Genomic DNA, 21370 nt, shown 5'->3' with positions numbered 1-21370 from the left:
GCTCCGGGGCGAGCCCCTCCTCGAATGTCTGTGACCGTCCACTACGCGAGCTTGGCGCCGACCTCTTCGCAGACGCTCTCGACCACAGCCGCCACTTCGTGCAGGAAGGAATTGCGATCCGGCGAGGGGGTGACGTCAGGGATCGGCGCTGCGCGCTCGTAGATGCGCTCGCCGATGATCGAGGCGCGCGCGTAGCTGGAACCACGCCCAGACTGGTTGAACGCCGACTGCCACTCCGGCATCCGCTCGGCCCGAACGCGGCGAGTAGCGAGGTCCAGCGTCTTGGCGGACAGCGCGTTTGCCAGGCCGTCAAAGACCTGCTGCTTGTGCGCATCGTCGGTCGGCTCGGCGGGGTCCCACCGGAGCGGGTTCTGCAGCAGCACATACAGCCGATCCTGAAGCTGCTTGCGGAGATCAGCGACCGGTTTGAGGTTGTCGTACTCGTCGCCGAGGCCGGGCGTGCTGAGTCGTCGGCTCAACGCCCAGATGCGCTTCCAGTGCTCCTTGCTGACCCCAGGCTTGTAGTCGAGCCCCAGGCGCGGCCACCACGCATCGTGGAAGCTCTCGGCCGCGTTCTTCACGGCCAGGACGAGATTCATGCGGTCGTACACCGGCTGCGCCAGGACGGGCGCCGGCTTCTCCACGATGACATCGATGGCAGCCAACAGCGCCTGCAACTGAGCGATGGTCCGCCTTTGGGTCTTCTTCGTGGCATCCAGGTCCTCGTCGATCCCCCCGACGAAGAAGCAGGCGTCTTTCAGGCGGCCGCGAAGCGCTCGCTCCGCGAATGGGCCCAGTTCCTCGCCAATGGAGGCGAGGACGTTTTCGGCGGAAGCCAGGACGTGCTGCTCCTTTGCCGCTGCGTTGGGCAGGTTGTCGCCCTTGACCTCGTCGAAGTGCGTGAACACGAGCAGCAGCTTGCTGGCGCTGCCCGACGTGATCATCTCCTTCATGGCCGCAACCGGCGCTGCCTGCATCGGCTGAACAGCGTTGTCGACGAGCACGATGGCATCCGTCGACTCGATGCGCCGCGTCAGTGATGTCGAGATGGCTGCCACCGACTTGGGCGTGTGGCCCAGGCCTTCACCGTCGAGGAGCACGAGCTTGGGCTGCTGGCCGCCGTTCCACGCCGGCAGGAACGCACCGGCCACGCGGACTCCGTTCACCAGCGGCGTCAACAGGCGCCCGAAGCGTGGGGAGTGGTTACTGGAGAAGCGCGTGACCGTCTTGATGAAGGTGGCACGGTCGTCGGTCTCCCACGACCACGATTGCGGCCAGCCTTGCTTGTTGCGACGCACCGTACCATCGGTGAGCAGCGAGAAACGAAGCTCGATCTCGTCGATCAGCTCGTCACTGATGCGATGGAAATCGTCGTCTTCACGCAGCCGGCGATCAAGCTCCTCCTCGAACAACTCGTCGACGACACGCTGGTCCTTTTCGTCGGTGGCGCCCAGCTCGGTTTTGAGTCGGTCGCCGTGGCGGGCGGCGATGGCGCGTAACGCCGTCAGCGTCTTCGTCAGCAGCGCATTCGTGGCGTCGAGATCGATCACACCGTCAGCAGCCGTCTCCTCGGTCGGCTCCGCGGCGACGTCCTCGTCATCCTCATCGTCGTCGGTGCCGGCCACCTGAGGCCCGTTACCAAGCACGTAGTTGAAGCGGAACCGTTGGTTCACATGCATCAGCAGCTTGCGCAGCACTTCACCGTCGCCGTCGCCCCGGTAGGCGGACAGCACGGCCTCCGAGATGCACTCATTCAGGTGCTCGCGAACCTCGTCGATGGGGAAGAAGGTGACCACCGCCTTGTACGGGCCTGGCGCAAGCACGACCTCGGTCTCATGCACCGTGGTCTTCGCCGTCGATGTCGACGGAAAGCGCTCGGTCTCCGGGTCCGTGCCGATCAACTGCCGAAGCAGCGTCGTCTTGCCGGCGCCAGTCGTCCCGAGGAGCAGCGCCCGCCGATAGTCGGAATCCTTTGATGTCGGCAGCGGAATGCTCGACTCGCGGATCGCGCCGAAGTCGCTCTGCTCAGGTTCCATGCCGTGATAGAAGATCTCGACGACCCGGCGATGGAACCGCTTTTCAGCCTCCGCCCTGGCCGGCAAGCTCCAGAAGCTCTCCTCTGCCAGTAGCTGGTTGAGTTGATCCTTCAGATCATTGGCCTCGGCCTCGTCGGACGTTCCGAGCCCCTGGCGGACTCTCAAGCCCGGCTTGCCAGTGTTCGGGTCGACCCGAACCGGATGGCGGAAGATCACCGCCCATGCACTGCGACCCTGCGACCTGCTCAGGGTCGCCACAAAACGCTTTTCCATGTCGCACCTCGTTGTTCAGTTGTTGTTCCGGAGCGGATCATAGGCATGCTGACACTGACGGTCAAGCACAATCTGAACAACGAAGGAACAACGGTGCGGCTTGGCGGGGACGGTTGCGATCCCGCCCATTTCCGCTACATTCCTACCTCGATGTAGATGCCGGTTGGATTCCACTTAGGACTCCACCACCAAATATCGATACGCCTCAGCGCCCCAACGGGTTCTGGGGCGTTTCCACGAATGCGGTCGAGTGGCCTGAATCAGCAGCCGCCTTCGGCGGTGGGTACCGGTGGGCCTCATCGCCAAATGCTCGACAATGCCGTGCGCACTGCGCCTCGACTCGTTAAAGTCTGTGCCCGTTCGCCACGCTGTCCGTTCGTGATCCGCGTTGTCGATCAGAGCACCTGAAAGCCGCCATGACCACCCAAAACCCCCGAATCATCTACACCCTCACCGACGAGGCGCCGCGTCTGGCGACCGCCTCGCTGCTGCCCATCGTGCAAGCTTTCGCAGCGCCGGCGGGCATCGATGTCGCCACCAGCGACATTTCGGTTGCCGCCCGCATCCTGGGGCAGTTTCCCGAGTCGCTGACCGAAGCGCAACGTGTGCCGGACAACCTGGCGGACTTGGGCAAGCTGACGCTGCGGCCCGAGGCCAACATCATCAAGCTGCCCAACATCAGCGCCTCGGTGGCCCAACTCAAGGCCGCCATCAAGGAACTGCAGGACAAGGGCTACAAGATTCCCGACTTCCCCGAGAGCCCGAAGACGGACGAAGAGAAGGAGATTCGCGCGCGCTACAACAAGTGCATCGGCAGTGCGGTGAACCCGGTGCTGCGCGAAGGCAACTCCGACCGACGCGCGCCCAAGGCGGTGAAGGAATTCGCCCGCAAGAACCCGCACAGCATGGCCGAGTGGAGCCAGGCCTCGCGATCGCATGTCTCGCATATGCACCACGGTGACTTCTACCACGGCGAGAAGTCGATGACGCTGGACCGCGCGTGCGACGTGAAGATGGAACTCATCACCAAGAGCGGCAAGACCATCGTGCTCAAGCCCAAGGTCTCGCTGCTGGACCGCGAGGTAATCGACTCGATGTTCATGAGCAAGAAGGCGCTGCTGGAGTTCTACGAGCGCCAGATCGAGGACGCGCGCAAGACCGGCGTGATGTTCTCCCTGCACGTGAAGGCTACGATGATGAAGGTCTCGCACCCCATCGTCTTCGGCCACTGCGTCAAGATCTTCTATCGCGAAGCCTTCGAGAAGCATGGCAAGCTTTTCGAGGAGCTGGGCGTGAACGTCAACAACGGCATGGTCGATCTCTACAACAAGATCGGCACGCTGCCCCAGAGCACGCAGGACGAGATCAAGCGCGACCTGCACGCCTGCCACGAGCACCGTCCCGAGCTGGCCATGGTCGACTCGGCCAAGGGCATCACCAACTTCCACTCGCCCAACGATGTCATCGTCGATGCCTCGATGCCCGCGATGATCCGCAACGGCGGCAAGATGTACGGCGCCGACGGCCGCCTGAAGGACGTCAAGGCCGTGATGCCCGAGTCGACCTTCGCCCGCATCTACCAGGAGATGATCAACTTCTGCAAGTGGCACGGCGCCTTCGACCCCAAGACCATGGGCACCGTGCCCAACGTGGGCCTGATGGCCCAGCAGGCCGAAGAGTACGGCTCGCACGACAAGACCTTCGAGATCCCGGAAGACGGCGTGGCCAACATCACCGACCTGAACACCGGTGAGGTGCTGATGACGCAAGACGTCGAGCAGGGCGACATCTGGCGCATGTGCCAGACCAAGGACGCAGCCATCCGCGACTGGGTCAAGCTCGCCGTCACGCGTGCCCGCAACTCGGGCATGCCGGTGGTGTTCTGGCTCGACGCCTACCGCCCGCACGAAGCGCAGCTCATCACCAAGGTCAAGATGTATCTGCACGAGCACGACACGACCGGGCTGGACATCCAGATCATGAGCCAGGTGCGCGCCATGCGCTACACGCTGGAACGCGTGATCCGCGGGCTGGACACCATCAGCGCCACCGGCAACATCCTGCGCGACTACCTGACCGACCTGTTCCCCATCATGGAGCTGGGCACCTCGGCCAAGATGCTGTCCATCGTGCCCCTGATGGCCGGCGGCGGCATGTATGAAACGGGGGCCGGCGGTTCGGCCCCCAAGCACGTGCAGCAGCTCGTGGAAGAAAACCACCTGCGCTGGGATTCCCTGGGCGAGTTCCTCGCGCTGGCCGTGAGCCTGGAGGAGCTGGGCATCAAGACCGGGAACGCCCAGGCCAAGCTGCTGGCCAAGGCGCTCGACGCCGCGACCGGCAAGCTGCTGGACAACAACAAGGGCCCCTCGCCCAAGACCGGCCAGCTCGACAACCGCGGCAGCCACTTCTACCTGGCGCTCTACTGGGCCCAGGCCCTGGCCGAGCAGACCGAGGACAAGGAACTGGCGGCCCGCTTCAAGCCGCTCGCCCAGGCCCTGGCTGCCGACGAGCAGAAGATCGTCGGCGAACTGGCCGCGGTGCAGGGCCAGCCGGCCGACATCGGCGGCTACTACCTGCCGGACGTCGTCAAGACCGACGCGGTGATGCGTCCGAGCGCCACGTTCAATGCGGCGCTGGCGAAATTGACGACGGCTTGAGCACGCTGCTGCGGCTGGCGCCGCAGCTGTCTTCTCGATCAACGCCACGCCTGGGCCGACCCGGGCGTGGCGTTTTGCCTGGCGCGAACGACGCAACGGCCGTCGGCAACCGGCAGGCGTGCAGGCGTGGCGCTTCGTTAACTCGCGTCTCCGCGCACCTGCGCCACCATGCGCTCCAGCCGCCCCGCATCGGCCACCACCAGCGCACGCCCGTCCTTGCGCAAGACGCCGCTGCGCACCAGCGAATTGAGTTCGCGCGTGACCTGCTCGCGGTTGGTGCTGATCTGGCTGGCGAGTTCGGCATGGCGTGGTGCCGGGTCGAGCCGGGCCTGGTTTCCTGCCAGGCCCGCGCTGCGCGCCAGCCGCAGCAACTCGGCATGCAGCCGGTTCTGCACGCCCAACGTGCTCAGGTCAATGACGCGTTCGCTGAGCTGGCGTACCAGGGCGGCGAGCCGCTGCATCACCCGTTCCGCCACCCGCGGCTCCTCGCGCAGCAGTGCGAGAAAGGCGGCGCGGTCCAGGCTCGCGACCACACTGGGCTCGAGCGTGATCACATCGGCTGAACGCGGTCCGCCGTCGATTGCCGCGATGTCACCGAAATGCTCCCCGGCGTCGCAGTCGCGGAAGGTCACCTGGCGGCCGTTGGCCGAGTAGGTGGTCACCCGCGCCCGTCCCGAGACCAGGAGAAAGACCTCGCCGTGCGACTCGGCGCGCAGCATCAAGGGCTTGCCGGCCTCCACGCTGTGCCAGACGCACTGCTGGGCGAGCTGGTCAAGCCGGTTGTCGGAAAGCCCTTCCAGCAACGAGACGCGCCGCAGCGCCAGGCTCGAGCGCGTGCCGGCCCGGACGGGCTGGGATGCCGAGGTGGACGTGGAAGAAGGATCGGTAGAGGCCATCGCATGGGGAACGGCGCTCGCACTTGCTCGGGCGCCTTTCCGGCCCGCCGCATGAACAGACGTTCCCGGCCGCAGCGGGTGCCGGAGTGTTGGCGCATTCTTGCAGATCGGTGCGCAGACGCCTATAAAGACTGATCGTGCCCACAGGGGAGTCTGCATGACCGACGATCTCAGCCATTTCAAGCCGCTGGACCCGGGCCGCATCCTGGCCGACGACCCCGTGGAGCTGCGCTACTGGTGCGAGCAGCTGCGGTGCCCGGAAGACGTGCTGCGGGACGCCATCTTCCAGGTCGGCGACCACGTGACCGCCGTTCGCGACCACCTCTCCAGGCGGGAGCCGACGCGCAAATAGGCGTCACCGGAGGCGCAGGTCGGATGCGACCGCACGCCCCCAACAGGCCTTTCGACACCTCGGCCTCAGAAGTCCACCAGACTCAGCCCGATGCTCAGCACCGTACGCTTGCGGTTGTAGTCGACCAGGGTGTCGCCGTAGCCGTGGAACAGTTGCGCGTGGAAGCGCAGGTCGCTCTTGGCCGAGTCGCCGATGGTCTTGAGCCATTCAAGTCGGATCGATCCCTTGCCGCTGTCGCGCAGGTTGTGGCGCAGCGTCAGACCCAGTGTGTTCTCGCTGCTGAGATTCCAGCGGCCCGAGATTTCCGCGCGTCCGATGTAGTTGGAAATATCGGGGTTGTCGTCGTCTGCCGTGCTCTCGTGCAGGCGCTGCCAGACGCGGCCGGTGAGGGTGAAGCGATCGTCCAGCTCCATGCCGCCCATCAGGTAGATCCGATTCCAGCTGCGCGAGTAGGGCAGGCTCTGCCCGTTCGACTGATGCACCAGGCCCAGGCCTGCATAGCGCCAGCGCCAGCCGCCGGGCAGGCGCACGTCGGTGGGATAGACGTACATCAGCTCCGGCTCGTGGTCGGTGGTGCGGAAGGGCCGCGAGATGTCGCCGTTGAAGAGCTGCCAGGTCGACTGCTGCGTGTAGCCGAACCACAGCGAATCCTTCTTCACCGGGTCGTTCTGCGTGAGCATGCTCTGCGCGAGCTTGGTGCGCACTGACAGACCGATGCGCATCTCGTTCGCCTGGTAGGGGATGTAGGTGCCCGTGTGGCCGGCCGCGGGCGAGGTGGGCGTGTCGGGCTTGTGGCTGGAGGTCGAGAAGGACACGTTGAGCGGACGGTAGCCGCGGAAGGTGAAGGTGCCGCAATTGCTGCCATCCTCCAGCTCCCAGAAGCGCGAGAGCGCCGAGTACTGGCGGTCGCGGCAGCCTTCCCCGCCGACCGAGACCACGCGCGTGGCGGGCACGGCCGCATCCACGGGCGCCGGCGGCTGGGTGCTGGCGAGCACCGGCGGCGCGGCCGGCACGATGGCCGCCGGCAGCGTCTGCTGCTGGGCCCAGCGGTCGTAGCAGGCCAGCCGTGCCTCCTTGTCGGTGGCCAGGCGCTGGCATTGCTGCCAGGTCAGCTGCGCTTCGGCGAGCGGGCTCGGCGGGGTCTGCGCGGGCTGGGCCTGCGCCTGGGCCAGCGCCGGGCCGAGGCTGCCGAGAATCGTTGCGAGTGCGGTGATGCGTGTGTTCATTGCCAACTGCCAGTCTTGTTCAGCACGAAGGGGTGCGTGCTGTCGTCGGACGCGTTGCGCCACGTTCCCTTGAATTCCCTGCCGCAGGCGCCGGGCTGCAATTCGCCCAGCCAGTTGCCGCTGATGGCGCGGCCGTCCAGGGATTCGTCGATGTTGAGCAGGCCGTCGTCGTCGATGTCGCCGGCGAGTAGCGCCACCGAGGCGGCCGTCGTACCGCCGCCGCGGGTGATGGTGCCGCGCACGCCGGCGTAGTCGGGGTGCTTTTCGAGCCGCACCTGGGCGATCCCCGGCTGTCCCTCGATGCGCGCTTCCCATGCGCCGTAGAGCGCCTCGACTGGGAGATCGCGGCCGTTCGCAGGACAGGCAGGCTGCGCCGATGCACCGAAGACGGCGATGCAGGCGGCCAACAGAACGAACCGCTTCATGGGGCGGCCTGCGCCGCCGCCGCGGCGGCCGCACTCTGCTGCGCCTTGCGCGCGAACTCGGCGCGCAGCGCCTTGAGCTTCTCGCGCGGGTCTTCCCGGGCCGTCTTCTGGTCGAGTGCCATCTCGGCGATGAAGCGGCTGGGCTGCGCCGGCACCATCTCGCGGCCCTGCTTGCGCCGCTTGGTCCAGCTCACGGCCAGGCTGCGCTGGGCGCGCGTGATGCCCACGTACATCAGGCGACGCTCCTCCTGCAGGCGCTGCAGGGTGTCGTCGCTCACCTTCTGCTGTCGGCCGCCGTCGTCCTCGAGCTTGAAGGGCAGCAGGCCCTCGTTGACGCCGATCAGCATCACGTGCGGCCATTCCAGGCCTTTCGAGGCATGCAGGGTCGAGAGTGTGACCACGTTCTGGTCCTGCTCGCGCTCGCTGATGGTGGACAGCAGGGAGATGGTCTGCGCGACTTCCAGCAGGCTCTTGGTCTCGCTGTCGATGGTGGCGCCGGAGGGGTCGCTGGCCTGCCCGCCGCAGCGCTGCGCCATCCAGTCGCAGAACTCCATCACGTTGGTCCAGCGGCTGGCCGCGGCCTGCTCGCTGTCCTCGCCGTCGTAGAGGTGCTTCTGGTACTCGATCTCCTTGAGCCAGTCGTTCAGGAAAGCGCGCGCGTCCTCTGCGCCGAGGGTGCGGCGCGCGCGGTACTCGAGGTCGTTGATGTAGCGCCCGAACTCGTGCAGGCCTTCCATGCCGCGCCTGGCCATCACGCTGGGCAGCGAGGGCGAGAACAGGGCCTCGAACAGGCTCAGCTTGTACTGGCTGGCGAAGGTGCCCAGGCTGGCCAGCGTGGTGTGGCCGATGCCGCGCTTGGGCGTCGTCACGGCGCGCAGGAAGGCCGGGTCGTCGTCGTTGTTGACCCAGAGGCGAAACCAGCCGCACAGGTCCTTGATCTCTGCGCGGTCGAAGAAGCTCTGGCCGCCCGAGACCTTGTAGGGGATCTGCGCCTTGCGCAGCGCCTGCTCGAACACGCGCGCCTGGTGGTTGGCGCGGTAGAGGATCGCGAAGTCGCGGAACTCCTTGAACTGCGGTCCCTGCGTCACGGACTCGCTGCTGCGCAGGCTCTGGATCCGCGCCACCGCGCGCTCGGCCTCGTGCTGCTCGTTGTCGGCATCGACCACGCGCACCGGCTCGCCCTCGCCCAGCTCGCTGAACAGGGTCTTGGGGAAGAGCTTGGGGTTCGGCCCGATCACGTTGTTGGCAGCGCGCAGGATGGCGCTGGTACTGCGGTAGTTCTGCTCCAGCTTGATGACCTTCAGCGTGGGAAAGTCCACCGGTAGCTTGCGCAGGTTGTCGAGAGTGGCGCCGCGCCAGCCATAGATCGACTGGTCGTCGTCGCCCACCGCGGTGAAGCGGCCGCGCTGTCCGACCAGCGCCTTCAGCACCTCGTACTGGGTGGCATTGGTGTCCTGGTATTCGTCGACCAGCACGTGGCCGAGCGCGGCCTGCCACTTGGCGCGCACCGCCTCGTGCTCGCGCAGCAGCTTCAGCGGCATGCCGATGAGGTCGTCGAAGTCCACGCTCTGGTAGGCCGTGAGCCGCTCTTCGTAGCGCGCCATGATGCGCGCGGTGATGCGCTCGTTGTCGTCGGCCGCCTGCGCCTCGGCCTGCGCGGCATTGAGGCCCATGTTCTTCCACTTGCTGATGGTCCATTGCCAGATGCGCGCGGTCGCGGCATCGGTGGTGCCGCCGGCGTCCTTCAGGATCTTGGTGACGTCGTCGCTGTCGAGAATGCTGAACGCCGGCTTCAGGCCCAGGACGGCGCCGTCCTCGCGCATCATGCGCACGCCCAGGGCGTGGAAGGTGCACACCACCACCTTGTTCGCGTCGCGTCCGATCAGCCCCTTGGCGCGCTCGCGCATCTCCGCGGCCGCCTTGTTGGTGAAGGTAATGGCCGCGATGCGCTGCGGTGCCAGGCCGGACTGGATCAGGCGCGCGATCTTGTGCGTGATGACGCGCGTCTTGCCCGAGCCGGCGCCCGCCAGCACGAGGCAGGGTCCATGGAGGTAGTTGACGGCTTCTTGCTGCGCGAGATTGAGACCGGACATGAGGGGAGGCGGGAGGGCACGCGACGGGCGCAAAGCGGGCAATGATACGGGGGTGGCCCGATGCAAGCCGGTGTGAAAGCTGTGTCGCCATGTGTGGCGACGACAATCGCCCGCGTGCTGCAGATTCTTCTGGTCACTCTCCCTTTCTTCGCGCTGATCGCGGCCGGCTACGCGGCCGCGCGCACCGGCGCACTGCCGCTGGCGGCCATCCCGGCGCTGAACGCCTTCGTGCTCTATTTCGCACTGCCCTGCATGCTGTTCCGCTTCGGCGCGGGCGCACCCATCGAGCAACTGCTGGATGCCGGCGTGGCGCTGGTCTGGGGCCTGTGCGCCCTGGCGGTGGTCGGCCTCACGGTGGGCCTGGCGCGACGGCAGGGCATCGGCTGGAACGACGCGGCCTTCGGTGCGCTGGTGGCGGCCTTTCCCAATACCGGCTTCATGGGCCTGCCGCTGCTGATCGCCATCCTGGGGGCACAGGCCGCCTCGCCGATGATCATCACCATCGCCTTCGACCTGGTGCTGACCTCTTCCCTGTGCATCGCCCTGTCGCGCCTGGACGGCGCCGATGCGCACGGGCCTTCGCGGGCGGCCCGCCAGGCGCTGCGGGGTATCGTGCAGAACCCGATGCCCTGGGCCATCGTGCTGGGCGGAGCGGCCTCGGCCCTGCGCTTCCAGCTCTGGGCGCCGGTGGAGCGCACGGTCGCGATGTTGGGCGATGCCGCGTCGCCCGTGGCGCTGTTCACCATCGGCGCGGTGCTCGCCCGCTCGGCCCTGCTGGCGCGCGAGCACCGCGCCAGCGCGCGGGTGGCGCAGGCCATGGGCAGCGGGGCGCCGGCGCCTGCGCCTGCGCAGCCCCGGCCTGCCGACCTGCTGTCGGTCGCGGCGATCAAGTTGGTGGCCCATCCGCTTCTGGTGTACGGCGCCGGCCGCGCGGCAATGGCGCTGGGCGTGCCGCTGGCACCGTCGGCGCTGGTCGCCATCGTGCTGGTGGCGGCGCTGCCAAGCGCGAGCAACGTCGCCCTGCTGGCGGAGCGCTTCGGTGCCGACAACGGCCGCATCGCGCGCATCATTCTCTGGACGACCGCGGCTGCCTTCTTCAGCTTTCCCTTTGCCGTGGGCTGGGTCGGCGAAACGTAGGCACACACCAACTTCGCGCGGTGGCGGGATGTCGGTGTGAGCCGGCATCGTGCGTAGGCGCGTTTCCGGACCCCCGAACGTCCCCGCATTCCCGTGTGAATATCGGCCCACAGGGCGAACTATCTCTTTTGATTAATGCTTCTGTTTGCAGAGTGCTGTTAAAGTGACGCGAAAACCGGGAGAAATCGTCATGCTGATTTGGTTGCGCTGGGTGCTGTGCGTGGTGTGCCTTGCCACCGTGGCCTCGCTATGGCTCGCGGGTGCCCTGAGCACCGGTGCCGCGCTCGCCGCGGGTGCGGGCAGCCTGATCTTCTTCTTTTGGCCTTCGAGTCATCGCCGACGCCGGACGGCCTTGCAGTACATCGAGATGGGCAAGCAGCCGATCGGACTGCATTGAGGAACGCGCCGCATCAACGAAATCAGCGCTTTGCTGAACGCTGCGAAGGCGGAGCCGCCTAGATGCTCTGAGGGTCGACGTCGACCAGCCAACGGATCACCCCTTTCCCTTCGGGCGCGCGCCGCAGGCCGTGCAAGATCGGCTGCAAGGCCGCCAGCAGCCGCTGTAGCGCGGCCCTGGAACTGCTCTCGAGCAGCAACTGCGCTCTTTCCACGTTGGCCACACGCTGGATCGCGTGGGGCACGGCCGGGTACCGCGTCACCAGGCCGGCGCCTGCCAATCCCTCCGCGGCCGCGCTGGCTGCATTGAGAAACGCCTGCGCCGCCTCCTGCGTGCGTGCGTCCGCCCGCAGCAGGGCCTGGAAGGCGAAGGGCGGCATTCCGGCGGCCGCTCGCTCCTGCAGCTCGCGTTGAGCGAAAGCCGGGTAGTCATGCCGGCGCAAGGCATCGAAAAGCGGGTGCTGCGGATGGTGCGTCTGGATCCACATTTCCGCGGTGCTGCCCTGCGCCGAGAGGTAGGCGGCGTCCCGTCCAGCCCGGCCGGCCGACTGCATCAGCAGGCTGAACAGCCTCTCGGGTGCACGGAAGTCGCTCGAAAAGAGCGCGCCGTCCGCATTGGCCGCCGCCACCAGCGTGATCCGCCGGAAGTCATGCCCCTTGGCGATCATCTGCGTGCCGACCAGCACGTCCACGTCGCCCGCGTGCACGGCCGCCAGCTGCGATTGCAGCGCGCCTTGCCGGCGCGTGCTGTCGGCGTCGATGCGAGCGATGCGCACCGCGCTGCCGTCGGAGCGTTGCACGCCGGCGAACAATTCGCCCAGGTGCTCCTCCAGTCGCTCGGTGCCGCGCCCCACCGGCGCGATGTCGGGGTTGCCGCAGGCGGGGCAGGCGCGCGGTACGCGCTCGGTGAAGCCGCAGTGGTGGCAGCGCAGCGTGCGGTCGATCTTGTGGAAGACGCGGTAAGCGCTGCAGTGGGGGCATTCGCTTTTCCAGCCGCAGTCGCTGCAGGCCAGCACTGGCGCGTAGCCGCGCCGGTTGAGGAAGATCATGCTCTGCTCGCCGCGCGCCACCCGCTGGCCGATCGCCTCCAGCAACGGAGCCGACAGCACGGTGCGCGGCGGTTGCCGGCCCATGTCGACCAGCCGCACCGCGGGCAGGGCCGCCGTGCCGATGCGGGTGGGCATCTCCAGGCGCCGGTAGCGGCCGCCGGCGTCCTCGCCCTCGGCCGGACGGCTCCGGTGCCAGCTCTCCAGCGAGGGCGTGGCCGAACCCAGTATCACCTTGGCGCCCTCGCGCCGTCCGCGCCAGACGGCCAGATCGCGCGCCGAGTAGCGTGCGCCTTCCTGCTGTTTGTAGCTGGGGTCGTGCTCCTCGTCGACCACGATCAGCCGCAACGAGGGCAGGGAGGCGAAAACGGCCATGCGCGTCCCCAGCACGATGCGCGCGGCGCCGCCGTGCGCGGCCAGCCAGCTTGCCAGGCGCTGGGGGTTCGTCATGCCGCTGTGCAAGGAGACCACGGCGGCCGCGCCGAAGCGGTCCTTGAAGCGCGCCTCGAGCTGGGGGGTGAGGTTGATCTCGGGGACCATCACCAGGGCTTGTGCGCCGGGCTCGCGTTCGAGCAGCGTGGCCACCGCCTGCAGATACACCTCGGTCTTGCCGCTGCCAGTGCTGCCGAACAGCAGGAACGGGCCCGGCTCGGCTTCGAAGCGGGCCAGTGCCTGGGCCTGCTCCGCGCTGGGTGGCGGTCCCGGGCGCGGGGCTTCCTGCACGGCCGCGCCCGCCGGCGCCTGCCGCCTGAGGCGCCGCGCGAGTTGCTCCGCGCTCAGTTCGCGCAACGGGGGTGGCAGAGCGGCCAGGGCGATCTCGCCGAGCGATCGCTGGTAGTAGCGGGCGGCAAAGGCCACCAGGTCGCGCCAGGGCTCGCCCAGCGGCGTCAGGGCGTCCAGCGCACCGGCGACCGGCTTGAGCGCCATCGGCCCTGCGGCGTCTTCGTACGCCGGATCGGCAGGGTGAACCGACCACGCCACGCCCAGCACCTCCCGTCGGCCCAGCGGCACGCGTACCAGGGTACCGGGCACCAGCGGGCGGGTGCTGGAATAACTCAGGACATCCCCCAATGCGCTGTGCGCGGGAGTCTGCACCGCGGCGTCGACACGCCAGTTCAACGCACGGATTCCTTCGGGGCGGAGGTTAAAGCAAGTTGGAGCAAAGCAGCCTAAGTCGTTGATTCATCTGTGCTTTGAGAGCAGTCCAGATTTCCTGTGGATAACTTTGTTGATATAGAAGCGCTAGTGGCTGGCAAGCCTTGAGGAATCAAGGCTTCCGCTGAACTGCCCGCAAAAAGAGCAAAGTTCAAAACCCAATCAAATCAACAACTTAGCGTTGCTGATGACCCAGAGGCCACGCCCCGTCGCACCCGGATTTATTGGCGCGCTGCAACAGTCGTTTTGTGCATAAGTCAGTCGGTCCTCACCATTGGCAACCTTGACAAACGCGCGAGAGCCTATCTCAACTGCTTACAAGGCATAACGGGCTCAATCGCCGCGCATGGCGCGTGACTGGGCATGGACGGCGGCCACCAGCGCCGCGACGTGGTCGGGCGGTGTGAACTGACTGATGCCGTGGCCGAGGTTGAAGATGTGGGTCGGACCGGCCGTGGCGTGGTCGGTGTGAGGGGGGCCGAAGGCCTGCAGTACCTTCGCGACCTCGGCCTCGATCTGCGCCGGCGGCGCGAACAGCACGTGAGGGTCGATGTTCCCCTGCAGCGCTTTCGCGCTCGCGCCTTCGGCCACCAGCGCGCGGGCGCGGCCCAGGTTGACGGTCCAGTCCAAACCCAGCACCTCGCAATCGAGTGCGCGCATGTCTTCGAGCCAGAGGCCTCCGCCCTTGGTGAACACGATGCGCGGTACCCGCTGCCCGTCTGCGCCCTGGCGCTTCATTTGCGCCAGCACGCGGGCGGTGTAGGCCAGACTGAAGTCCTGGAACACGCCGTCGGCCAGCACGCCACCCCAGCTGTCGAAGATCATCACGGCCTGCGCACCGGCATCGATCTGGGCGTTGAGGTAGGCCGCCACCGCATCGGCATTCACCGCGAGCAGGCGGTGCATGAGGTCGGGACGGCTGTAGAGCAAGGTCTTGACCAGGCGGTAGTCGCTGGAGCCGGCGCCCTCGACCATGTAACAGGCCAGGGTCCAGGGGCTGCCGGAGAAGCCGATCAGCGGCACCCGGCCATCCAAGGCGCGGCGGATGGAGGCGACCGCGTCGAACACGTAGCGCAGCCGCTCCAGGTCGGGCACCTGCAGGGCGCCGATGGCAGCCTCGTCGCGCACCGGTCGCGCGAAGCGCGGGCCTTCGCCGGCCTCGAACGACAGGCCCAGGCCCATCGCGTCGGGCACCGTGAGGATGTCCGAGAACAGGATCGCCGCATCGAGGGGATAGCGTGTCAGCGGTTGCAGCGTGACTTCGGTGGCGTAGTCGACATTCGTTGCCAGCCCCATGAAGCTGCCCGCTTTGGCGCGCGTGGCCACGTACTCGGGCAGGTAGCGCCCGGCCTGGCGCATCAGCCAGACGGGCGTATGGTCGGTGGCCTGGCGCCAGCAGGCGCGCAGGAAGGTGTCGTTCTGGAGGGGGGCGAAAGGCATCCCGCGATTGTCGCAGGGGGCCTTCGCGCAGAGCGGGTCAGGCTGACTTGTATTTGATGGAGCAGCCGTAGGGCCGTGTGCTGGCTGCGCTGATCGGCTTGCCGCCGAAGGCCTCGCCCAAGGCCTGGTTCACATAGTTGGTGGCGGTCTTGATGTCGTCGACCCGGCTGGAGGCGATGCTGTCGATTCCGCCCGCGTACACCAGCGTCCCCTTGGGATCGATGATGTAGAGATGCGGCGTGGTGCGCGCCGCGTAGGCCTGCCCGATCACCCCGTCCTCGTCCATCAGCACCGCCGTGGGGGCGCCCGAGTGCTCTTTCATCCAGGCCTCGAGGGCGGCCGGCTTCAGGTAGTCACTGGCGGCGCGCTCGGTGGAATTGACCGACAGCCAGACCACGCCCTTGGCGGTCGCGGCCTTCTGGGTGGCGGGCATGTTGCCGCTGCCGTAGTGCTTGCGCACGAAGGGGCAGCCGGGATTGGTCCATTCGAGGACCACGAACTTGCCGGCGAAATCGGACAGGCGGTGCTGCTTGCCGCTGGTGTCCACCGCGACGAAATCGGGCGCTTTCTGACCCACGGCCGGCGCGGCCTGGGCATTGGCGCCGACCAGGAAGGTGGCCCCGAGGGCCACGGCCGCAGCCATCACCGCGCGCCGGGAAGCGCGGCTGAGCGCAGCGCGGGCGCGGCGGGCGGCACGGACGGAACGTGAGTCGAGGGTTGACGATGAAGTCATGGTCAGCTTGAACTCCGGTTGCAAATATTCAACTGTCGCGAGAGCTTAGAACGGTTTCCTCGACCGCTTGTGACAACCCGTGAAGGGGGAGGGTCAAAGCGTGGCCAAGGCTGCGCGCAGTTCGTCCTTGCTCAGGATTTCGGTCAGCACCTGGGGTTTTCGGCCTGGCGCCATCAGCACATAGGCCGGCACGCCGCTGCGTCCCAGCGCGGTCAGTGCGGCGGTGATTTCGGGATCGCGGCGGGTCCAGTCGGCGCGCAGCATCGCCACCTTCCGGGCGTCGAACTCCGCCAGCACATCCGCATCGGCCAGGGTGCTGCGCTTGTTGTACTGGCAGGTGACACACCAGGCCGCGGTGAAGTCGACGAACACCGGCCGGCCCTCGGCTGCCAGCGCACTCACCCGCTCGGGCGACCAGGGCTGCCAGCGGTCTCCGGAAGCGGCGGCGACCGCCGGTGGCGCGCCGCGCACCACGTTCCCGCCGATCGCAGCCGCCAGCACCGCGGTCACCGCGACCAGCAGGCTGGCCAGCACCAGGCGCGTGCGGCCGCGCAAGGTCAGAGCCCAGACGATGGCGGCCAGACACACCAGCAGGCCGAGCAATGCACCGGCCCCGTCGATGCCGCTTTGCTGGCCCAGCACCCAGACGAGCCAGGCCACGGTGGCGAACATCGGGAAGGCCAGCAGCCGACGCAGGACATTCATCCACGGCCCGGGGCGCGGCAGCAGGCGCGCCACCGCCGGGACGAAGCCGGCCGCCAGGTAGGGCAGGGCCAGGCCGAGGCCGAGCATCGCGAAGGTCAGCAGCGCCTGCGCGGCCGGCAGCCCGATCGCGAAGCCCATCGAGGCACCCATGAACGGCGCGGAGCAAGGCGACGCGATCACCACCGCCAGCACGCCGGACAGAAAGTCGTTGGCCAGCGGATGCCGGACGTGGGCGCTGCACACCGAAGACGGCGCGAGCATTCGGAACTCGAACAGGCCGGCCAGATTCAGGCCGATCACGGTGAACAGGCCGGCAAGCGCCGCCACGACGGCTGGCGACTGCAGCTGGAAGCCCCAGCCCAGCTCGGCGCCGGCGGCCCTCAGCCCCAGCATGGCGCCGCCGAGCGCCAGGAAGGACAGCAGCACGCCCGCGGTGTACGCCAGCGCCGCCATGCGGTGCCCGCGGTTGTCCTCGGTCCGCCGGGTGAAGCCCAGCACCTTGATGGCCAGCACCGGGAACACGCAAGGCATCAGGTTGAGCAGAAGCCCACCGAGCAGGGCGCCCAGCAAGGCCATGGCGAAGCTGCCGGCCGGCTGAAGCGGCGCCGGCGCGGCATTGGCTTCCAACGCGGCCTGCAGCCCCGGCGAGACCTGGACGCGGGGCGCGACGGCCGGCCAGACGCCGCTGACCGGTGCCTCGGCGCGCCAGGCAATCGGCTGGCCGGGTTGCCGGTCGGCTTCGGCCAGTGCGACCACCAGGGGCAATACGGCGGGGCTGGCGCTGCGCTGGTCAGCCAGCGGGACGGTGGCGGTCCAGGCATCGCCGTCCCAGGCCTGCGTCCAGTCCTTGCCCAGGACCGCGGCCGTGTGCACCACTTCACCCACCTCGGGGAAGAATTCCAAGGTCTTGCCCTGCGCGGACGCCGGCAGCCCCTCCAGCCGGATCTTGAGCGCCTGGCCTTCGACGGCGACCGATCCCGCCTGGGCCAGAGCGACGGGCTGGGCGGCCTGCGTCGCATCGAAGGCGGTCTGGTGCAGCGCTGTCGACCCTTGCACCGGCAGCTTGAGCAGGAACTCCCCGTCCTCCGGAATGCATTCCTTGCGGCAGACCAGCCAGGAGGCCTTGAGCCGGATGTCCACCGTGTCCGCGCCGCCGGCCAGCGCGGGGGTCGGCTTGAAGTCTGGCGCCACCGTGACCGGCACGGGCAGCAGCACCGTTCCTTCGTAGCCGTAGTTGGCCAGGGTGCCGATCGGTATCTTCCTGGGCACCGGCCAGGCGATCTCGCCGGCCGAAAGACCCGGCGGCAGCGACCAGCTCAGCTCGGTGGGCAGGCCGGAATCGCCGGCGTTCTTCCAATAGGTGTGCCACTCGGGCTGGTGCGTGATCTGCAGGCCGACCCAGACCGGCGCCCCGGGCGCGACGCCCTGCGGGGCCTGGGCGACCAGTTCGGCGCGCACGTGCGGGGTGGTGACCACCGGCCCGGTGCGGGACGCCAACTGAGCGGTCGCCGGCTGGCAGACGGCAAGGATGCAGGCCAGGAAGGCCGCGAGACGAAGGGAGCGAAGAAAAGCCATGCCGGTCGGTCGGAGCGTGCGCGGGGGGTGAAGTTCCGGTGTCTCCGGTTGCCGGCCCATCAGGCCGCCCAGCCGAGCACGACCCGGCGGGTGTTGGCGCTCTTCTTCTCGATCTTGGTCACGACCACGGCGCCGATTTCGCGCGTGTTCGCGACGTGGGTGCCTCCGCAGGGCTGGAAATCGATGGCTTCGGGCTCCCCGATGCGGATGGTGCGCACGGTGCCGGTGCCTCGCGGCGGCTGCACGCTCATGCTCTTGACGAGGGCCGGGTTGGCATCGAGTTCGGCATCGCTGATGACGCCGACGGCCAGCGGATGGGCCGCGGCCACCAGGCGGGACAGGCCGGCACTGAGGGTTTCCTTGTCCAGGGGCTCGGTCATGTGGAAGTCCAGGCGTGCGTACTCGGGCGTGATGGAGCAGCCGTCCACCGGCTGGGGCACCAGGTGGCACAGCAGGTGGGTGGCGGTGTGGAAGCGCATCAGCTTGTGGCGGCGGGCCCAGTCGATGCGGGCCGTCACCGTGTCGCCCGGCTTCAGCGCGGCCAGCAGGTCGGCCTGGCCGGGCGCCGGCAAGTGGACGATCTCGGCCGTCGGCCGGCCTTCCGCGTCCTTCGCCTTGCGGGTGTCCGCGATGGCGAGCTCGCTGCCATCGGCCAGGACCAGCTGGCCGATGTCGCCGGCCTGTCCGCCGCCCAATGGGTAGAACACCGTCCGGTCCAGCACGACGCCGGCATCGTCTATCCGCAGGATGCGGGCTTCGCATTCGCGCAGGTAGGCGTCAGAGCGGAACAGGTCATCGGTCATCGCCCGAATGGTAGCTTCGTGCCCGTGGCGGGGTGCGCCCACGCAGGAATTCGCCCACAGCCGACAACGGACGGCGCCCGCGGCCGGAGCATCGGGTCAGCGCTGTTTCCCACATTTCCCTGTCCCCGAGGACCCTTGGCATGAAACGATTCCCTCACCGCCTGGCCGATTGCCTGACCGTCATGGCCCTGCCGGTCGCCACATGGTTCCTGGCGGGTTGCGGCGAGACGGCGAAGCTGCCGCACGAGGCGGGCGTGGGCCCCACCCCGCAACTGCCCGCACCGAACAAGACGCTGATGCCGACCGTGAACATCGCCCCGGCCGTGGGCTGGGGCGATACCGCCGGTCCGACGGCTCCGCCCGGGTTCGCCGTGACGGCGCTGGCCCGCGGGCTGGATCATCCGCGCTGGGTCTACACGCTGCCCAATGGCGACGTGCTGGTGGTCGAGAGCAATCGGCCGCCCAAACCGGAGGATGCCCAAAGCGGCTTGGTCTCCCGCATCCGGAGCAAGGTCATGGGAATGGTCCAGAAGCGCGCCGGCGCCGCCGTGCCCAGCGCCAACCGCATCACCCTGCTGCGCGATGCGGACGGCGACGGCAAGGCCGAGGTCCGGCAGGTGTTCATGCAGAACCTGATGTCACCCTTCGGCGTGACACTGGTGGGCAACGAACTTTTCGTGGCCAATGCCGACGCGCTGGTCAAAGTGCCCTACACGGAGGGCCAGACGCGTATCGACGCGGCGCCGGTCAAGGTGACGGACCTGCCGGCGGGGCTCAACCACCACTGGACCAAGAACGTGATCGCCAACCGCGAGGGCACGAAGCTCTACGTCACGGTGGGCTCCAACAGCAACGTCGGCGAGAACGGCCTGGCGGCGGAAGAAGGCCGCGCGGCGATCTGGGAGGTCGATGCAAAGAGCGGCCAGAAGCGCCTGTTCGCCGGGGGCCTGCGCAATCCCAACGGCATGGCGTGGGAGCCCGACACCAACGTGCTGTGGACCGTCGTCAACGAGCGCGACGAGATCGGCAGCGACCTGGTGCCCGACTACCTCAGCTCGGTCAAGGACGGGGCTTTCTACGGTTGGCCCTGGAGCTATTACGGCGGGCACGTGGACGCGAGGGTGCAGCCGCAGCGCCCCGAGATGGTGGCCAAGGCGGTGGCGCCCGACTATGCACTGGGTTCGCACGTGGCCGCGCTGGGCCTGACCTTTTCGCATCCGCGCGGCATGCCGGCGGAATTCGCGAACGGGGCCTTCATCGGCGAGCATGGCTCATGGAACCGAAAGCCGCTGTCCGGCTACAAGGTGGTCTTCGTCCCCTTCATCGGCGGGCGGCCCAGCGGGCCGCCGGTGGACTTTCTGACCGGCTTCCTCAATGCCGACGAGAAGGCTCAGGGCCGCCCCGTCGGCGTGGCGCTGGACAAGAGCGGCGCCCTGCTGGTGGCCGACGATGTGGGCAACACCGTCTGGCGCGTGGCGCGCGCGAAGTAGCAGGGCGGCTCGATGGCGACGACGCGGGTGAGCCGTCCGCAAATCGCTGGGCAGAACCTGTCCTCACCCGGTGCGGCCACTAAGATCGCCGGATGACCGCCCCGCCTCCCGCCCGCAGCCGCTTCTGGTCCCAGCTCCGGGCGCCCGACTTCTCCTCGCTCGATCCCGCCGCGACGGTCGCGGTGCTGCCGCTGGGCGCGACCGAGCAGCACGGTCCGCACCTGCCGCTGGGCGTCGATACGGCGCTGGTCGACGGCATCGTCGGCGCGACCCTGCCCCTGCTGCCGGCCGAACTGCCGGTGCTCTTCCTGCCCACGCAGGCGATCGGCCTGAGCCCCGAACACGCCCGCTTTCCCGGCACGCTCACGCTGTCGTCCGAGACCCTGATCCGCCTGTGGCGCGAGATCGGTGCCGGCGTGGCCCAGGCGGGCGTGCGCAAGCTGCTGCTCTTCAATGCCCATGGCGGCCACACCGGCGCAATGGAGATCGCGGCGCGCGAGTTGCGCGTGGCGCACGGCCTCATCGTCTACAGCGCGAGCTGGTTCAACCTGCCCCTGGGCGACGCCGGCGCACAGTTCAGCGCCGAGGAGCACCGCTTCGGCGTGCACGCGGGCGAGATTGAGACTTCGATGATGCTGGCCCTTGCACCGGCGCAGGTGGCAATGGGGGCCGCGCGCGACTTCGGCTCGAGTTCGCGCCAGCGGGCGGCCGACTACCCGATCCTGGGCAACGGCCGCAGTGCCAGGCTGGGCTGGGCGATGGAGGACTACAACCCCGCGGGGGCGGCCGGCAATGCGGCGGCGGCCAGCGCCGCGAAAGGCCAGGCCATGGTCGACGAGGCCGCGCGCCAGCTGGCTGCGCTGTTGGCCGAGTTCTCCCGACTGCCGCTGTCGACCGCTTACACGCAACCGCTGCCCTGAACCCATGCGGCC

General features: G+C 68.1%; 16 protein-coding genes. 6 read left to right on the top strand and 10 right to left on the bottom strand.

The window, feature by feature from the left end:
- Nucleotides 1–41 precede the first annotated feature (41 nt).
- A complete protein-coding gene (locus ABEA07_RS03010; protein WP_345535796.1) occupies nucleotides 42–2309 on the bottom strand; it encodes a hypothetical protein in 2268 nt (755 codons plus the stop codon).
- 416 nt (nucleotides 2310–2725) lie between these two features.
- On the opposite strand from ABEA07_RS03010, the gene ABEA07_RS03005 reads away from it, so the two are divergent.
- Nucleotides 2726–4966, top strand: coding sequence for an NADP-dependent isocitrate dehydrogenase (locus ABEA07_RS03005; protein WP_345535795.1), 2241 nt, complete (start codon nucleotides 2726–2728; stop codon nucleotides 4964–4966).
- Between the two features lie 137 nt (nucleotides 4967–5103).
- On the opposite strand, the gene ABEA07_RS03000 is transcribed toward ABEA07_RS03005, so the two are convergent.
- A complete protein-coding gene (locus ABEA07_RS03000; RefSeq protein ID WP_345535794.1) occupies nucleotides 5104–5862 on the bottom strand; it encodes a Crp/Fnr family transcriptional regulator in 759 nt (252 codons plus the stop codon).
- A 157-nt stretch (nucleotides 5863–6019) separates the two neighbouring features.
- Here ABEA07_RS03000 and ABEA07_RS02995 point away from each other — a divergent pair, with 157 nt between their 5' ends.
- Complete coding sequence (locus tag ABEA07_RS02995) at nucleotides 6020–6214, top strand: DUF3606 domain-containing protein (protein ID WP_345535793.1); 195 nt, start codon at nucleotides 6020–6022, stop codon at nucleotides 6212–6214.
- Nucleotides 6215–6279: 65 nt separating this feature from the next.
- Here ABEA07_RS02995 and ABEA07_RS02990 read toward each other — a convergent pair whose 3' ends face one another.
- Genes ABEA07_RS02990 through ABEA07_RS02980 form a run of 3 tightly spaced genes read right to left on the bottom strand, consistent with a single transcriptional unit; the run spans nucleotide 6280 to nucleotide 9958 of the window.
- Nucleotides 6280–7440, bottom strand: coding sequence for a phospholipase A (locus ABEA07_RS02990; RefSeq protein WP_345535792.1), 1161 nt, complete (start codon nucleotides 7438–7440; stop codon nucleotides 6280–6282).
- A complete protein-coding gene (locus ABEA07_RS02985) occupies nucleotides 7437–7865 on the bottom strand; it encodes a hypothetical protein (protein WP_345535790.1) in 429 nt (142 codons plus the stop codon). Before ABEA07_RS02985 ends, ABEA07_RS02990 begins: the two co-directional genes overlap by 4 nt.
- A complete protein-coding gene (locus ABEA07_RS02980; protein WP_345535789.1) occupies nucleotides 7862–9958 on the bottom strand; it encodes an ATP-dependent helicase in 2097 nt (698 codons plus the stop codon). Before ABEA07_RS02980 ends, ABEA07_RS02985 begins: the two co-directional genes overlap by 4 nt.
- A gap of 114 nt (nucleotides 9959–10072) precedes the next feature.
- Here ABEA07_RS02980 and ABEA07_RS02975 point away from each other — a divergent pair, with 114 nt between their 5' ends.
- Both ABEA07_RS02975 and ABEA07_RS02970 read left to right on the top strand, forming a co-directional pair.
- Nucleotides 10073–11095 (top strand): AEC family transporter, encoded by a 1023-nt coding sequence (locus ABEA07_RS02975; protein ID WP_345535788.1) that lies wholly within the window; start codon nucleotides 10073–10075, stop codon nucleotides 11093–11095.
- Nucleotides 11096–11285: 190 nt separating this feature from the next.
- A complete protein-coding gene (locus ABEA07_RS02970) occupies nucleotides 11286–11492 on the top strand; it encodes a hypothetical protein (protein WP_345535787.1) in 207 nt (68 codons plus the stop codon).
- Nucleotides 11493–11550: 58 nt separating this feature from the next.
- Here the strand turns inward: ABEA07_RS02970 and ABEA07_RS02965 are convergent, their stop codons facing one another.
- The 5 genes from ABEA07_RS02965 to ABEA07_RS02945 form a co-directional block, all read right to left on the bottom strand.
- Nucleotides 11551–13656 (bottom strand): primosomal protein N', encoded by a 2106-nt coding sequence (locus ABEA07_RS02965; RefSeq protein WP_345535786.1) that lies wholly within the window; start codon nucleotides 13654–13656, stop codon nucleotides 11551–11553.
- Between the two features lie 369 nt (nucleotides 13657–14025).
- A complete protein-coding gene (gene hemE / locus ABEA07_RS02960) occupies nucleotides 14026–15132 on the bottom strand; it encodes a uroporphyrinogen decarboxylase (protein ID WP_345535784.1) in 1107 nt (368 codons plus the stop codon).
- A gap of 37 nt (nucleotides 15133–15169) precedes the next feature.
- Nucleotides 15170–15865, bottom strand: a complete 696-nt coding sequence (locus ABEA07_RS02955; RefSeq protein WP_345535782.1) for a thioredoxin family protein — start codon at nucleotides 15863–15865, stop codon at nucleotides 15170–15172.
- Nucleotides 15866–15958: 93 nt separating this feature from the next.
- Nucleotides 15959–18145: a protein-disulfide reductase DsbD family protein gene (locus tag ABEA07_RS02950; RefSeq protein ID WP_345535781.1), complete on the bottom strand. Its 2187-nt coding sequence runs from the start codon at nucleotides 18143–18145 to the stop codon at nucleotides 15959–15961.
- A 59-nt stretch (nucleotides 18146–18204) separates the two neighbouring features.
- Nucleotides 18205–18948 (bottom strand): alanyl-tRNA editing protein, encoded by a 744-nt coding sequence (locus ABEA07_RS02945; RefSeq protein WP_345535780.1) that lies wholly within the window; start codon nucleotides 18946–18948, stop codon nucleotides 18205–18207.
- A 182-nt stretch (nucleotides 18949–19130) separates the two neighbouring features.
- Here ABEA07_RS02945 and ABEA07_RS02940 point away from each other — a divergent pair, with 182 nt between their 5' ends.
- Nucleotides 19131–20438, top strand: a complete 1308-nt coding sequence (locus ABEA07_RS02940; protein ID WP_345535878.1) for a PQQ-dependent sugar dehydrogenase — start codon at nucleotides 19131–19133, stop codon at nucleotides 20436–20438.
- Between the two features lie 92 nt (nucleotides 20439–20530).
- Nucleotides 20531–21358, top strand: coding sequence for a creatininase family protein (locus ABEA07_RS02935; RefSeq protein ID WP_345535778.1), 828 nt, complete (start codon nucleotides 20531–20533; stop codon nucleotides 21356–21358).
- The last annotated feature ends 12 nt before the right edge of the window (nucleotides 21359–21370 follow it).

This window comes from Variovorax defluvii, assembly GCF_039541515.1.
Taxonomy (GTDB): domain Bacteria; phylum Pseudomonadota; class Gammaproteobacteria; order Burkholderiales; family Burkholderiaceae_C; genus Variovorax; species Variovorax defluvii.
This window is presented reverse-complemented; position numbering and strand designations above follow the sequence as displayed.